Consider the following 14,070-nt stretch of genomic DNA (forward strand, 5'->3'; position numbering starts at 1 on the left):
CTTGGGCGACGCCCGCCACATCCTGGTCTTCTGGGCTCACGCAGAGCGTCACGTGGCGGCGGGGATTCTGCAGAATGGCCTAGAAGCGCACGTGGTGGCCTACCCCGATGTGATCGCCGTAGCCGCAACATTGCTCACAGCTCGCCCTCGGGTTGAACAGCCCAGGACGCCAACGGAACCCGCCTGGCCGACGCTACTGCTCGACCGCATCAACGAACGCACCGGCGCCCACCATGCCGACGCCACCCCCGTCGAGCAATGGGCGCAGTACCGACGCCTATTCGCCACTGCCGTATTGACGACACGCTCAGACGGCGCAGAACTGGCGTGTCGCGCTTAGGGGTCGGCAGTCTTGAATGTGCCTTATCAGTAAGGCACTTGTGGTGTGCATCTGACTGTGTCCGACGGTTGTATCTATCGGCTTTCTAATCGTTAGGGACAGTGGTATCTGGCTGGGTGTATCGGCCGGTGAATCATCACCGGCGGCGCTGCTTGCCGGTGATTGGCCGGCGGTGGGTGGTCCAGCACGCGGCCACCGCGCTGACCACCACAGCGAAGGCGGCAATGACGCTGGCCGGGAGGGCGTGGTCCTGCAGCCATCCGGTCGCGGTGGCCGACCAGCCGGTGAGCAGGTTGCCGCCGCTGGCGGTGTGCCCGGTGGCCGCGGGCAGCCAGTACCACGCGAGGTAGGCGCCGGTGGCGATGAGGACAACGGCGGTGACGCGGGTCCCGTGGCGGGCGAGGATACCCAGATGCCGGGTCAGGGCCGTGCCGGCGATGGCGGTGCCGACGCTGACCAGCATCAAGATGGTGGCGGCACCGGCTGTGTATGCGGTGAACACTGCCAGCAGACCGCCCCATCCGCTGGTGGCCTGGGCCTGGGCGATCACCGCGAGCAGTACCCCGAAGGTGCAGGACAGTGACGCCAGGGCGTAGCCGATTCCGGCCGCGAGCACACCACCGGCTGTTGGGGAGTCCGGCCGATGACGCGTCCGGGCAGGCATACGCAGACCGATGGTGCGGCCGGTGAGCATGAAGCCGCCCAAGATGGCCAGGGTGAGCCCGATCGTGATCCCGAGCCAGGGAGCAGCCGTCACCAGGGTCCGGGCACCGGCACTGATCGCGATACCGGCGAGGGTGAGGGTGCCGGTGAACCCGATGGTCAGGACGGCCCCGGTGCGCAGTGCCCGGGCCAGCCGCACGAGCACCGCATCGGTGCCGCCGGTGGCGATGGTGCCGGTGATCCACGCCGGTAGCAGCGCGAACCCGCAGGGGTTGACCGGGGCGAGCATGCCAGCGGTAAACGCGAGCGCGAGCAGGTTCACCGTGCGGCGCTGCTGCCGAGGGCGGCCAGGATCTGATCCTGGGACGGGGCGTGGCCGCGGTAGCTGATCTGCCCGGACGGGTCGATGACGAGGGCGGTGGTCGGCGCGGTCACCTGGTAGCGGCTGGTCAGGGCCCCGTTAGTATCGACGACCGCGGGCAGGCTGGTGCCGCCGATCTGGTCCAGGAAGTGGCGAACATCGGCGGGTTTCTCGGTGGGGACGATGTCGACGGCTAGGAACTTGGCGCTGCCTCCGGCTTTCTCCACGGCCGCCCGAGCAGCGGCCAGGGATTTACCGCCGCCGACGCATTCGCCGCACCCGTAGGAGAAGAACAGGATCGCGGTCGGGGCGGCAGCGGGCAGTTCGACGGTTTTGCCGTCCACCGTGGTCAGTGTCGCCGCCGTCGCCTGGGTTGTGGCGTTGGCGTGTGGCGGTGAGGTCGGATTGCTGGTTGTGGCCGATTGGCCGCACGCGGTCAGCGCGCCCGCTGCCAGCATCACAGCCGTAACGCCCGCCCACCTGTGGGGTGTAAACGAACGCGTTTCAGACATTGTCGATGCTTCCTTTCGTCAGGTCGTCGAGCGTGTGCGTCGCGGGTGAATGGCTGTCGGCGGGACAGCAGTGATCGCCGCGTTGACCGCGGCGGGCGAAGGCGACCACAGCCGCCAGCAGCAGCGCGACGGCTGCCCCGATGACCCATGGATTCTCGAGCAGTCCACACACGGCGGCGAGCGCGCCGCCGGCGATCAGGACTGGCGCGGCGCAACACAGGGCCGTCACCAGCACCGCTGCCGCACCCAGCAGCACGGGATTTCTTCGTGGACGTTGATTCATTGATTTCTCCTCATCAGGTTGGGTGCGGCTGGTCAGCTGCAGCAGCCGGGGTGGGCAGTTGGCGGGGTATGGAGCTGGGTAAGGATTTGTGTGGTCAGGGCTGCGCCGAGTTGGTGGGCCTCAGCGACGCTGACGATCTGACCTTCGGGGTGCTCGGCGAGCCACGGCGCGGCGTCCTGCGCGCAGGTGAAGTAGTGCACCTGGTTGCAGAATGAGGACCGGATCGAGGTGAGGTCGTCGGGGTTGACCAGCGAGACCACCGCGGTCTCGGGCTGCACGCTGGTGACACCGTTTTCGCCGACCGAGACCCTGATCGGGTGCCCGCTGACGGGTGATTCGGATTCGATGCTGGCGGGCCGGTCCAGGATGGTGGGAAAGATGAGGGTGTCCAGGGCGCACCAGGTGTAGAGCTCTTGGCCGGCCACGGTGAATCGGTGGCGGGTCGGGCGCAGGGTCAGGCCCTGGCCGACGATGCGGCCCTGCTCGTCGTATTCGGTGTCGGGTACCGCGGCCAGACGCCGGGTCACCTCGTCAACCGGGAGGCCGACGGCCGCGGCGAGCGCCTCCACGGTGACCGGCTCGCCGGCGGCGAGCAGCCGCAGCAACGGCACCAGCATCGTCGGGTCGAGCCCGGACTCTTCCGGAATGGTCAGGCGGTCAAGGAAATTGGGCATCAGGAACCTTTCGAGTGAGCCATGCGTCAGGATGCGCAGCAGGACAGTCGGGACATATCGGCGCTGAAGGACTGGGCGGCGATTTTGATGCCTTCGGCCATGGTCAGATACGGGGCCCAGGACCCGGCGACCTGGTCGACGGTCATCGCGGCGTCGAGGATGTAGACCGCGGCGGCGGCGATCTCGCCAGCATCCTTGGCGACGGCGGTGATGCCGTGGATGCGGCCGGTGCCGGCGTCGGCGACGAGTTTGATGAAACCGCGGGTGTCTCGGTTGACCACCGCACGCGGCACATGTTTTAGCGGCAGCACCCGGCAGTCGCACCGTGTCCCGGCGGCGAGGAGCTCGGCCTCGGTCGTCCCGGCCGCACCGACCGCGGGGCTGGTGAACGTCACGCGGGGCAGATGGCGGTAGTCGACCCTGCGGCCGGCGTCGGTGAAGATGTTGTCGGCGACCATCGCGCCGTGATGGGCGGCGACGTAGACGAACTCGCGGTGCCCGGTCACGTCGCCGGCCGCCCAGATCCGTGGGTTCGACGACTGCAGCCCGTCGCTCACCACGACCTCGTTGTTCTCGCCGGTTTTGACCTGCACCGCTTCGAGATTCAGGCCGTCGGTGTTCGGACGGCGGCCGGTGGCGACGAGGACTTTCGCGGCACGGAACTGCTGCGTTCCGCCGGTGATGGTCGCGGTGACCGTGACCTGATCGTCGGCCTGCTCGACCTCGCTCACCGTGGCGCGGCGCACCACCCGGATGCCGTCGTCGGCGAACACCTCCAGCAGCGCCATGCCGACTTCCGGCTCTTCCTTCGATGCCAGCGTGGAGCGGACCAGCACCGTCACCGTTGACCCGAGCCGGGCGAACAGTTGCGCCTGCTCCAACGCGACGTAGCCGCCGCCGATCACCAGCAGCGACTCCGGGACCTCGGTGACTTCCATCGCGGTGGTCGAGGTCAGGTAGGCGACGCCCTCGAATGCGGGCGGGATGACTGGGTTCGCGCCGGTGGCGATCAGGTAGTGCTCGGCCTCGATGGTGGCATCGCCGACCTCGATGACGGGCGCGTCCGGGGTTCCGGCGAACCGCGCTTGGCCCTGAATGCGCTGCCAGCCATACGATTCGGCCACGTTGAGGTACTTCTCTGAGCGCAGCGACTCCACCAGATCGTGCGTGCCGGCGATCAGGGCCGCCATGTCCACCGGGCCGGCCGTGGTGGCGATCCCCGGGAACCGGGCAGTGTCGGCTGCGGTATGCCGGGCCTCGGCCGCTGCGATCAGGGCCTTTGACGGCACGCAGCCGGTGTTGACACACGTGCCACCGAAGATGCCGCGCTCGATCATGACGACGGACTTGCCGAGCGCGGTAGCGCGGATCGCCGCGGCCATCGCCGCGCCGCCGGAACCGATGACCGCGAGGTCCAATCCCTGACTCATGCACCCATCCTTGACCTTCAAGTAGGCTTGAAGGTCAAGTGTTCTGAGGAGACATCGTGAGAATCGGGAAGCTCGCCGAGGCGACCGGGGCCACCACCGCGACGCTGCGCTACTACGAAGACGAAGGCCTGCTCCCGCCCGCCGAACGTTCCCCGGCGGGGTATCGCGACTATGCCGCCGACACGATCGCCCGGGTCGGCTTCATCCGACGGGGACAGGCCGCCGGGTTCAGCCTCGCCCAGATTCGGCAGATCCTCGACATCCGTGACAGCGGCCACGCGCCGTGCACGCACGTGCGCGACCTGCTCGACATCCGACTGACCGACCTCGACGAGCAGATCAGCGCACTGGTGGCACTGCGCGAGACCATCGCCCGGCTGCGGCAGGGCGCCGAAAGCGTCGACCCGGAATCATGCAGCGCCGATGACGTATGTCGATACCTCTAGGAGCCACCTCCGTGGCACCGGAGGCATGTATTTCGTCAAGTCCGTTGACCCCGGCAGTCGTCATGAATTTCCGCCCCACTGGAGGTCGTTGGTGCGCGGGAGCGCGGGGCCTGCTGAGCAGTAGGCTCACCCGATGCGGTGGGATTTCACTCGAAGCTGGTCGCATTGGCCGTGCTGAGCCCAGCCACACTCGTTCAGGCGATCGCCACCTTCGCCATCACCAATATCGACGACATCGTGGTCCTCGCGGTGATGTTCGGCCAGGCGCCCGGTCATCGTGGCGCAGCCATCCGAGTGACCGCCGGTCAGTACCTCGGCTTCACCGCCATCTTGGCAGTTTCGGTCGGCGGCGCACTCCTGGGTGCCACGCTGCTTCCTCCAGCCGCACTGCCGTACTTCGGGCTGCTGCCCATCGTGTTGGGGCTGCGGGCGGCATGGCTGGCCTGGCGGGATCGCCGCACCCAACCGGCGCCGACCGATGATCCCGCAACACTGTTGACGCCTGGCACCTGGCAGGTCGCAGTCATCACCTTCGCCAACGGCGGCGACAACATCGGCGTGTACGTTCCGATCTTCGCCGTCTCAACGATCGCCACCATCGGTGTTTACATCATCGTGTTCCTCATCGGTGTGGCCATCTGGTGCGCGGCCGGCCGATATTTCGCCTCCCACCCGATCATCGCCAAAGCACTCTCACGCTGGGGCCACATCGTTCTGCCCGTTGCACTGATCACAATCGGGGCCCTCATCCTCATCAAAGGCGGAGCGTTCGCCCTCTAGCTCGGAGCAACTTCACCACTCAGGGCCAGGAGGCGCTCCTGCATCGGCATGTGTTGGCGTTCAACCACTTTGGTGATGTCCCGGCCCGTATCCGCTATGACAATCTAAAACGGGCGGTGGCCAAGGTGCTCAAAGGCCGCAGCCGGCACCCGAACTACCAACACGAGCGAGCGCACCACAGAATCATGATCGTGTGTCACGAGAGACACGATCACAGTAGTTATACCGAAGACGTACCCGAGCCAACGGAATCGACAGGAGACCATTCCGGCTACCCTGCTGCGCTCGCAGCCGGGCGCGGAAGCAGGGTAGCCCCAGATTCAATGAGAAACGTCGCGATCGAAATTCTCATCCAATCTGGGGCAATGCAGGTCAGACTAGTAAATGTGCCCCAGATTCAATGAGAACGGACACGAGGTGGCGATTATGGGTGTTGGCGGCCCCTCCCCCGGAGGCATTCCGGTGTGGCCGCCGTTTCGTCACATGACGTTATTGTTCGGCCGGCGATTCCCTCGGGATGTCTGGGGTGTGCGGTCCGATTCGATGGTTGTTGTAGTCCGTTGCCATCGGAGCCGAGAGCTGCGTGGGGCCGGCCCCAGTCTCGCTGAAGACGGAGCGCTGATGTGGTGTTGTCCCTGGCCGCTCTGGTCTTTGGGGGCGTATCGGTGTCGGGCGGCCAGGCCCGCCGTGAGCGTGGTCAGCGGGGAGCGTTGCATAGACCTGCACCGCCTAGCCGGTAACGCATATCTTTACGTGCTATACATGCTAGGTGAGCTATGTGCGCATGGGTTGCTAGGGGTGCTCGCGGTGGTAGTTGCGGAGCGGTGTGGCGGGGCGATCGTCAGATCTCGTTGACTCGCTGGACGGAGTTGTCGCGACTTTGGCCCATGGCGTCGGCGATGGTCTTCAGGGCTGTGGCGTCGCCGGTGACGTTCTGGTGAAGTTGCTCAATGTTTTGATGGACTTTGCGGCCGACCGTGGCCAGCGAATCCAGCAGTGGCGAGTAGTAGGGCGACGGGGCGCCGTCTGTCGTCTGGTTTTGCTGGGATGCCTCTTGTTGGACTGCGCTGATGACTTCCTTGATCTGCGGCAGCACGGCGGCGAGGTCCTCGGCGACACTGCTGAGTTGTGCTGAAACCGTGCGCAGGTTGTCCAGGTTCGCGGAGGTAACTGGAGCTGCCGAGTTGCTGGCTGGATTATCTGTTGCCATGTCGTTTTCCCCCTGGCTTGTGGTTGCTGGCTTAGGTATCCATTGTGACGCGTTACGGCCCGGGTGTGGGTGTTGGCGCGGCGGATCGGGGTGCCGGTTCTCCTGCCGGTAGTTGTTGGGGGGGCTGGGGGGTGAAGTGTTCGAGGTAGGTGATCCAGCGGACCGCCGCCGCCAGGGTCATGATGAGGCCGGTAAGGGAGGCGAGGGTATGGAGGTCCACGCCGACCGCGGGGTAAGCCAGCGGGAAGGTCAGCAGGTGGTGGTGGCCGGCTGGGGCGATGAGATTCAGGTGAACCCACAGGTTCGAGGTCGCGGGTAGGTAGGCGCCGACCAGCCAGGCGGCGAGCGTAGCGAACGCAGCGATGAGCCACCAGCGGCGGTTGGGCGATGTCGGGTTCATTATTGGATTTTCAATCAGCGGAACATGGCTCTGGCCTCGCGGGCCGCGACTTCGGATTCTGTGTTCTTGCCGGTGGAGATGACGGCGGCCCCAGGGCGGTTGGTGCCGCCGGATCCGGCGCCGTGCATCATCGGGGCGATTCCGCCGCCGCCGGCAGCGCCGCCGCCGAATCCGCCTGGCGCAACGGTGCCCATCGTAGGTCTGGTTGAGACGCCGGTGAAGACTTGACCGGATTTGACGGGTGCACCGGAGGCGCCCATGTAGGAGCCATGGGCGAGCATGCTGCCGCCGAGTCCGCCGCCCAATGGTATTCCGCCGCCGCCGGCTGATGCGCCGCCGGCGTCTGCCGCTGAATTGAATCCGGTGAACGCCGCCGACGGCGGGCCGGTAAGTCCGAAGCTTCCGGCGTCGGTGGTTTGGCCGCCTAGTTGCCCCATCAGCGACTGGAAGGGTTGGGTCAGTGAATTGATGGGCTGGGTAAGCGAATTCAGCGGCTGGGTAAGGCTGCTGCCCATTTGGCTTGGCATGTTGGCGAACTGTCCGACTGACCCGAGCATGCTCGACATCATCGATTCGGGGGATCCAGCTGCCTGTGCCCCGCTGCTTGCGTCTTCCACTCCCTGGCTGAGGGCCTGGGTGGCGGCGTCGGTGCTCTCGCCGATGCCCTGGTTGATGGCTTGTTGGGCAGCGACCTCGCCGAGCATCGCGCCAGAACTCGCGGCGTTGGCCAACGGCGGTGGGGGGGACACGGGCCTGGGGATGGTGGCGGCCTGGCATGCTTCGTCGTAGGTCATCATCGTGGCTCCGTTTTGGCCCCACATCCGGGCATAGTCGGCATTCAGGGCGGCGATGAGCCCGCTGTTGACTCCCAGAAAGTTCGTGGCTACGGCGATGGCCTCGGAGATCCGGTTGGCGTTGACTTCGGGAACTGGGGCCATCGCGCCTTGGGCGGTGGCGTAGGCGGAAGCCACTGCGAAGCAGGCCAGTGCGTTGGAGGTTGCGATGACTTCCATCTCGGCCAACCAGGCCATGAATGGTCCGGTTACTCCGGTCAGTTGGATCGGCGCTGTGCCGTTCCAGTTGACGCCGATAGTCGCCAGTTCGCCAACCATGACGGCCATCGCTTCGCCGACTAGTGCGGTGAAGTCGGTCCACATCGCACCCGACGCCATCCAGGTGGCCACACCGGTGCCGGTCTCCAATCGTCCGGCGTTGATTTCAGGCATGTAGCCGCCCCACGGCTCTGTCGTCAAGGCGGTCCCCCTTCGGTGAGTCTCGTGACCACTGAGCGCCGTGCAGGAACAGGTGGGGCAGGGGCGGCTCTATGCAGTGGTGGGCTGCTTATGCTGCTCGGCCTAGACCCTTGCTGCGCTGGCTGCGTCGCTGAGCCCGGTGGCCGCCGTGGATGCGGTCAGCGAGACTAGGAGCTCTTGCATCTGCTCCAGGCCCGCCCCGAACATTGCGCCGAACTCGGCGGCGTTGGCCTGCTGCTTGGCCATGGCCAGCGCGGATGCGCCCTCATTGCCGGGCGGTGTCACAGCCATCGCGGTGGCCGAGTTCGCGGCTGTCATGGCCATGAGTTGGGCCTGGATGCCCTGCAGAACAGCTACTGAGCCTCCCATGCCGGCCAGGCTTGTCATTCCAAAAAGCATGTCCCCTCAGTCCCCTTTCCCACGAGAAGGTGGGTCGCATGATGATCACCCACAATAGTCGATGTTGACGCACTCGCCACCCCGTAATTGACGATAGTCGGGCGTTTTGTTTTGTGTGTTTATGCTGGGCTTTCAGGCAATGGTCACGTCATCCTCCGTTGCGTTCTCAAGGCCCGTGTGGAGCGCGGCGATCGCACGGGTCATGCTCGCCGCGGTTGCCGGCTCGTAAGTGATCCACGGGCGGCCGTCGATCGCGCGTGTCGGGTAGCTGACCACGACCCCGTCCTTGTCTCCTGCGAAGAACAGAACGCCGGCCGCGTTGTTGCGGGCAGTGCGTTTACCCAGCGGGGTCCGGCGCGTCAGGCACAGTTGTGCGACGGCCACGTTGTCCCGTTCGAGGAGCTCAACCAGTGCTCGTACCGTCGGTGTGGCTAGTTTTGCCTCCTTGAGGCCTGTGCTGGTGGCATCGACGGCGTCGACGAACTTGTCGTCGTCGGCGAACTCCTCGCGACGGTCTCCTTTGAGGGCGTCGGCCGTTGCGGCCGGGATTGCCAGCTCTTGCATCGGGTAGGGATTCCAGACCTGTTGGGGGTCGAGGATGGCAGACACTATCGCCGCAGTATCGGCATATGCCTGCTGTTCGCCGCCGCGGACGAGATCCGATGTGATGACCATCCGGCCAGCGGCCAACGTCGCCGTCGTCAGGGTCTGCTCCCGCATCCCGATCAGGAACGTCACCCTCGGAACGGCGCGCTGCGCGAAGTGAACGCCGTACTGGACGAATTCGCTGGGCAGGTCGGAGACGATCGCTTGTCGTTCGTTGTAGAGCAGGACGATGCCCCACACCGCCCATTCGTAGTTGACCAGGCCGGCGAGGGTCTCGGCGGCCGCAGGAGTGAGGGCTCCAGTTGAGGAGTCGACAATGTTCCAGCGACTCAGGTCAGCGGCCACAGCGGGGCTGGTGTCGACTACCGGCATCGGGCCCAGTTCGTAGGGCAGCTCGTTTATCAAACCCCGCTTGTAGAGCTCGATCAGGTGGCGCTGGTCGAACTGTGCCTCATCGGCTTCTGGTTCCGTGACCACCACGGATGCTCCCTCCATCAAAATCAGTCCAACACGTCGCGCAGCTGGGCGGCCTGCTGTAAACAGAAGTTTAGTGTTGCGGTATGCATGCCAGCGTTATTCGTGCGGTTCGAGGGGGCGTTTTAGCGGCGGCGCGGCGAGCGCCCCTTCTGGCGTTGGCGATGCGCCGGCGCAGAGGTGGGCGGCGCCGGTGGTTCGTGCTCGTTGCGGCCGCTGCAGTGATGCTATTTGTGGTCCTCACGATGGGCGCCTTTGCGCAGTTCCCGATCACGGTCGCTGACACGGCCGCAGCGTGGCTGTTCGGTGGGCGTGGTGACCAGACGTGGCAGGTACCGGTGCCCGATATCTGCGTGAAGCCTCCATCGGTAACCCAAACAGTCGCACCAACAGTAGATCCGGTTGTTGAGCCTGCCGCCGGCGATGAAGGTACTGGTGGCGCGCCGGAGCCAGCTGAGCAGCTGGCCGAGGGGCCGCCGGCCCCGGGGCTCGATGACGATGGCCGGCCGACCCCGATCGCGCGGGCCATCATCGATCAGATCCCGATCGGTGGCGATGTGGCAGTTGCGCAGGGCTGGGTGTTATACCGGCTTGCCCATCCCGACGATCCGGTGATCACCAACGTCGATACGTTCGCGGCGGCGTACCAGCGGCTGACGGCTGGTCTTAGTGAGCAAGCTGGCCCGGTCGATGTCGTCGCCACGATGGATCCCCGCGCCGACTACTCCCCCTATCTGCTTCTGGCGCAAGCCAGCGCCTACCAGATGATGCGCCAAGGTGCGCTCACCGCCACCGACTCGCAGCGCGACACCCTGATCGCGGCACTCGGTGTGACCTGCGCTGGGCCCGATGGAAAAGGGTCGCAGGACGGCGGGGCACACCGCTGAATAGGTCGGTCCGGGCGGCCGGAGGATCTAATTTGACGTCCTCCCCACGGCAGAAGCCGGGGTCCGCCGCACTACGACCAACCCGATCGGTGGTTCACTCCGCACGGCCCAGGAGTCGGCCGCAGAACCGCAGCATCCTGGCAACTGCGTCGTCGGCTGATGCGCCGTCGAGGGGCTGGCCGACCAGTGCCCACTCTTTGCCGCCGCGGTTGCTGTATTCGGCCATCATTAGAAGACCTAGTTGGCTGATTGCGTCGGCTTCGCCATCTGTGGCCGGCCGGCCCGCCGCGAGCTCTTGCACTCGGTCAGTGGAGATCTCAGTCCCGGAATCGGTGAGACGCGCTGCCAGGTGCCGCGCCGCCTTGGCGCTGAGATCGTCGTTCACCACGTGCTTCTCCGCTTGAGAGTCGGTGTCGGGATGGAGTCGGGTCAATGTTCCCACAAGCTGGCAAGGTGTTGGTAGACCTCGGCCGAGGTGGCCCCGGCTGTTAATCCCGGAATGGGTGCCCGTGCATGCCGCTGTGCGAGAGGGATTTTCAGGTAACCGACGTAGGTGTCATCGTTGGTCAAGCGGATGTCGTCGGGGTCTTGGGGCCACCATCCGTGTCTGGCGGCGGAGGTGAGAACTGTCCGGAGGGCATTTTGCATGTCCGCGCCGGTACCGTCATCAAGCGCTGCCGCGGCAGCCTTGCGCGGTCCTGCGACTACCAGGCGCCAGGCGTCTTGGGCGGCACCGAGAAGATATCCGGCGGCCCAGCCGAGCGTGGACACCTCGCTGAGCGCGTCTTCGATCCTTCCGGTGCGTTGCCGATCGATGATCGCGGCCTCGTCAAGGCCGTATCGGGTCCCGCTCGGAGTGCGCACGCCAACCAGCACCACCCCGGTGCGTCCGGAGAGTCGTGTGTATTCGAAGTCGTAACCGGGTCCCGGGGCGGGTGGTTCGGGTATCCACTCGATCGGGATCTGCTCGACCGCTAAATCGGTTGAGCCTTCTCGGGTACCTGCAGCGACCCAGTGGTGGCGATTCTGGCTGGTGACAGCGATAGTCCAGCGGACCGTGTTGATTGGCCAGTCGAGCTGCGTGTTCATCTCAGATTGTCCGTTTGGGACGCAATGGTGCCAGTCCCGGCGATGAGGGCTTCGACGAGCGCTGTGGCAGCGCCGACGCGAGCAGCGTTCTTGGCGGTGGCCGTGTTTGTCGAGGTGTGTCCTGCGATGGTTGCGGTACAAGTGAATGTTATTGCGTGTGCTGGGCCTTCACTCTGGTAGTGGTAGTCGACATCACCGAGGTTGTGGGTCATGCTCAGGCTGGCGAGCCAGCCGACTGGGTTGCTGAGAGCATTGGATCGTTTCTTACCGCTGATACCGGCCAGGTGAGTGCGCAGTGAGTCTGAAAGAGCCGCAAATGTGGGCGTTGGGGTCACTGTAGCGGCGGAGTTCGTGTCGGTTGTGGCGGCCGGTGCAGTAGTCGGTGCTGGCTCCCACGCCGGTGGTTCGTCACCGGTTGAGCCGGAGGGACTGTGGCCGCCGATGACGGCGAGCAGGTCCCACATTGCGTCGGCTTGAGCCGTTTTCTTGGATTTGCCGGTCTGCCAGCGGCCGATGAGATCGCCGGTACGCGCGCGGGCAGCGAAGAGCGGCTGGTGGGTCGGTCTGCTGGGATCTCTGGTCTCGTCGATCTCGATTGGGGCGGTGTGGCCGATGATTTGTCTCCATCCGTTGATCGCGCTGGGCCCGAATTCAGGGTGTGCAGCTTGGATCTTCGGGTAGAGGCGCCGTTGGATGCTTTGCCAGGCTGGCCCGGCGGTGGCCAGGCGGGCGACATCGTTGGGCAGCAGGAGTTCTTCGTCAAGGCGGCGGTGGAGTTCGGCTTCGATTCCTTGTGTGGGTGCAATTTTGGTCATTAGGTCGAACATTTTCCGCCATTGCTTTGGGTCGAGGTTCTGGTAGGTGCCGTCGAGGATGTGCGCGGCGGCCTCTTTGCGGCGTTGCTGTTTGAAGTGGTCGTCGCGGTCCAGGCGCCGACGCGCGGTTGTGGTGTTGATGTGGTTGGCGATGTCTTCGAGCTCGGCGAGGGTGTACGGGCTGGGGCGACCGTCGAGGTAGTCGAGGATGATGCGCTGAGTGGCGAGGTCGGCGTAGCGGCGCAGCGGTGAGGTTGCGTGGGTGTAGGCCATGAGGCGTAGGCCGTGGTGGCCGCGCGGTGTCGACGCGTAGGTGGCCTTCCCCATGGTGCGGTTGATGCGTTCACGTAGGTGGTCGAACAGTTCGGGGTCGTGCAGGCTGGCCGCGATGTCGGCGGTGAGGTCTGCGCCATTGGTGCTGGTCAGGTTGGTGCGGTGGTTGCGGAACAAGATGGGCAGGTCGCGGTCGATGCACCATGAGGCGATCGCGTTGTTGGCGGCGATCATCAGTTCCTGAACGATGACGTAGCCCGCGTTGCGTTGCTGTTGCGGGATGTAGGTGATGGCCCCTTCCTCGGATATGGCGAACCCGTGGTTGAGGTCGTAGACGGCGAGGGCGCCGGCCGCTCGGCGGGCGGCGAGCAGTGTGTCGGCCAGCTGGTGTGCGGCCGTGAGTTGTTGGTGTAGTGGGTGGCTGGTGTCGGCGAGGACTTTCGGTACTCGGCTGTAGGGAAGTCGGATGCAGGTGCCGGCGGGCAGGTGGGTGCGGGTGAGTTCGGTGGTGGTGCAGGTACCGGCAGTGTCGAAGGTGGCTGAGACCGACAGCGCGGAGCGGGGCTGGCCAGCGGACAGCGTTGCGGCGCGTTCGAGGTTGCCGAGCATCGGAGTCGTCTTGTGTGGGAGGTATGTGGTCTCGATGCTGGCGCGGGCCCGGTGGTCGGTGGGGCTGTCGGCGGCGATCGCATCCGCGGCGGCGGCGATGTGCACGGTGGCGGTCCAACCGGAGGGTGTGGATCGCACGGTGATGGCATCGTCGAGGTCACGGCTGTCTGGGTCGTCGATCATGACGGCCGCCGCGGGTCGGCACGGGCGTTCCCGATGGTCCACGCTCATCTCGTTGCGTGCGGGGCTGGTGCGGTTCATGCGGGCCGGGCTGTCGTCGTGTTGTTGATCTCGATCTCGAATGCTGTGCCGTCTTTGTAGTCGATGGCAAGGCGGCCACCGTAGTGCTTGATGATGTGCTCGGCGACGACCCTGATAGCCATGTCGGTGCAGTCTTCGTGGTGGAGGGTGGATAGGTAGTCCTCCATGCCGGCTACGAGTTCACCGGTGTCGGGGTCGACGATGTCTTCTCCGGCGAGGAAGCTCGTGTTACGGGAATTGAGCAAGCCAACGTTGAGCTTGCCGGTGAATGCGCCTTCCTGGATTCCGAATTTCATAGTCGTTGC

General features: G+C 65.4%; 17 protein-coding genes. 3 read left to right on the forward strand and 14 right to left on the reverse strand.

The genetic code is table 11. The features are described 5' to 3' along the window. Window positions 1–476: 476 nt before the first annotated feature. From AC5Y36_RS02545 to merA, 5 genes are read right to left on the reverse strand one after another with little or no spacing between them, the layout of a single operon-like run. The gene (locus AC5Y36_RS02545) at window positions 477–1,325 is read right to left on the reverse strand and encodes a cytochrome c biogenesis CcdA family protein (RefSeq protein WP_024444598.1); all 849 of its coding nucleotides are present in this window, start codon (window positions 1,323–1,325) and stop codon (window positions 477–479) included. Next, the gene (locus AC5Y36_RS02550) at window positions 1,322–1,822 is read right to left on the reverse strand and encodes a TlpA family protein disulfide reductase (protein ID WP_225433764.1); all 501 of its coding nucleotides are present in this window, start codon (window positions 1,820–1,822) and stop codon (window positions 1,322–1,324) included. The genes AC5Y36_RS02545 and AC5Y36_RS02550 overlap by 4 nt, the downstream gene beginning before the upstream one ends. Window positions 1,823–1,868: 46 nt before the next feature. Then, window positions 1,869–2,159, reverse strand: coding sequence for a mercuric ion transporter MerT (gene merT / locus AC5Y36_RS02555; protein ID WP_005148657.1), 291 nt, complete (start codon window positions 2,157–2,159; stop codon window positions 1,869–1,871). Between the two features lie 32 nt (window positions 2,160–2,191). Continuing rightward, a complete protein-coding gene (merB, locus tag AC5Y36_RS02560; RefSeq protein ID WP_005148656.1) occupies window positions 2,192–2,833 on the reverse strand; it encodes an organomercurial lyase MerB in 642 nt (213 codons plus the stop codon). Between the two features lie 26 nt (window positions 2,834–2,859). After that, window positions 2,860–4,263 (reverse strand): mercury(II) reductase, encoded by a 1,404-nt coding sequence (gene merA / locus AC5Y36_RS02565; protein WP_005148655.1) that lies wholly within the window; start codon window positions 4,261–4,263, stop codon window positions 2,860–2,862. 56 nt (window positions 4,264–4,319) lie between these two features. On the opposite strand from merA, the gene AC5Y36_RS02570 reads away from it, so the two are divergent. Beyond that, a complete protein-coding gene (locus AC5Y36_RS02570; RefSeq protein WP_005148625.1) occupies window positions 4,320–4,709 on the forward strand; it encodes a heavy metal-responsive transcriptional regulator in 390 nt (129 codons plus the stop codon). A gap of 138 nt (window positions 4,710–4,847) precedes the next feature. Next, window positions 4,848–5,489 (forward strand): cadmium resistance transporter, encoded by a 642-nt coding sequence (locus AC5Y36_RS02575; protein WP_079481877.1) that lies wholly within the window; start codon window positions 4,848–4,850, stop codon window positions 5,487–5,489. An 841-nt stretch (window positions 5,490–6,330) separates the two neighbouring features. On the opposite strand, the gene AC5Y36_RS02580 is transcribed toward AC5Y36_RS02575, so the two are convergent. The 5 genes from AC5Y36_RS02580 to AC5Y36_RS02600 all read right to left on the reverse strand — a co-directional run bounded on the left by AC5Y36_RS02580 (window position 6,331) and on the right by AC5Y36_RS02600 (window position 9,837). Then, on the reverse strand, window positions 6,331–6,699 hold the full coding sequence (locus AC5Y36_RS02580) for a hypothetical protein (protein WP_500039284.1): 369 nt from the start codon (window positions 6,697–6,699) through the stop codon (window positions 6,331–6,333). A gap of 52 nt (window positions 6,700–6,751) precedes the next feature. Continuing rightward, window positions 6,752–7,099 (reverse strand): hypothetical protein, encoded by a 348-nt coding sequence (locus AC5Y36_RS02585; protein WP_500039285.1) that lies wholly within the window; start codon window positions 7,097–7,099, stop codon window positions 6,752–6,754. 14 nt (window positions 7,100–7,113) lie between these two features. Next, window positions 7,114–8,352 carry a PPE domain-containing protein gene (locus AC5Y36_RS02590; protein WP_500039286.1) on the reverse strand — a complete coding sequence of 413 codons (1,239 nt, stop codon included), beginning with the start codon at window positions 8,350–8,352 and terminating at the stop codon, window positions 7,114–7,116. 102 nt (window positions 8,353–8,454) lie between these two features. Then, window positions 8,455–8,739: a hypothetical protein gene (locus tag AC5Y36_RS02595; protein ID WP_500039287.1), complete on the reverse strand. Its 285-nt coding sequence runs from the start codon at window positions 8,737–8,739 to the stop codon at window positions 8,455–8,457. 144 nt (window positions 8,740–8,883) lie between these two features. Next, window positions 8,884–9,837 carry an ESX secretion-associated protein EspG gene (locus AC5Y36_RS02600; protein WP_500039288.1) on the reverse strand — a complete coding sequence of 318 codons (954 nt, stop codon included), beginning with the start codon at window positions 9,835–9,837 and terminating at the stop codon, window positions 8,884–8,886. Between the two features lie 80 nt (window positions 9,838–9,917). Between AC5Y36_RS02600 and AC5Y36_RS02605 the strand changes: the two genes are divergently transcribed. Beyond that, window positions 9,918–10,718 (forward strand): hypothetical protein, encoded by an 801-nt coding sequence (locus tag AC5Y36_RS02605; RefSeq protein WP_500039289.1) that lies wholly within the window; start codon window positions 9,918–9,920, stop codon window positions 10,716–10,718. A 94-nt stretch (window positions 10,719–10,812) separates the two neighbouring features. On the opposite strand, the gene AC5Y36_RS02610 is transcribed toward AC5Y36_RS02605, so the two are convergent. The 4 genes from AC5Y36_RS02610 to AC5Y36_RS02625 are packed head-to-tail and all read right to left on the reverse strand — an operon-like array spanning window position 10,813 to window position 14,061. Further along, on the reverse strand, window positions 10,813–11,106 hold the full coding sequence (locus tag AC5Y36_RS02610; protein WP_500039290.1) for a hypothetical protein: 294 nt from the start codon (window positions 11,104–11,106) through the stop codon (window positions 10,813–10,815). A gap of 41 nt (window positions 11,107–11,147) precedes the next feature. Then, window positions 11,148–11,807: a hypothetical protein gene (locus tag AC5Y36_RS02615; RefSeq protein ID WP_500039291.1), complete on the reverse strand. Its 660-nt coding sequence runs from the start codon at window positions 11,805–11,807 to the stop codon at window positions 11,148–11,150. Next, a complete protein-coding gene (locus AC5Y36_RS02620) occupies window positions 11,804–13,765 on the reverse strand; it encodes an RNB domain-containing ribonuclease (RefSeq protein ID WP_500039292.1) in 1,962 nt (653 codons plus the stop codon). The genes AC5Y36_RS02615 and AC5Y36_RS02620 overlap by 4 nt, the downstream gene beginning before the upstream one ends. Next, the gene (locus tag AC5Y36_RS02625) at window positions 13,762–14,061 is read right to left on the reverse strand and encodes a DUF7446 family protein (RefSeq protein ID WP_500039293.1); all 300 of its coding nucleotides are present in this window, start codon (window positions 14,059–14,061) and stop codon (window positions 13,762–13,764) included. Before AC5Y36_RS02625 ends, AC5Y36_RS02620 begins: the two co-directional genes overlap by 4 nt. Between the last annotated feature and the right edge of the window lie 9 nt (window positions 14,062–14,070).

It is taken from the genome of Mycobacterium sp. NGS50 (genome assembly GCF_059812545.1).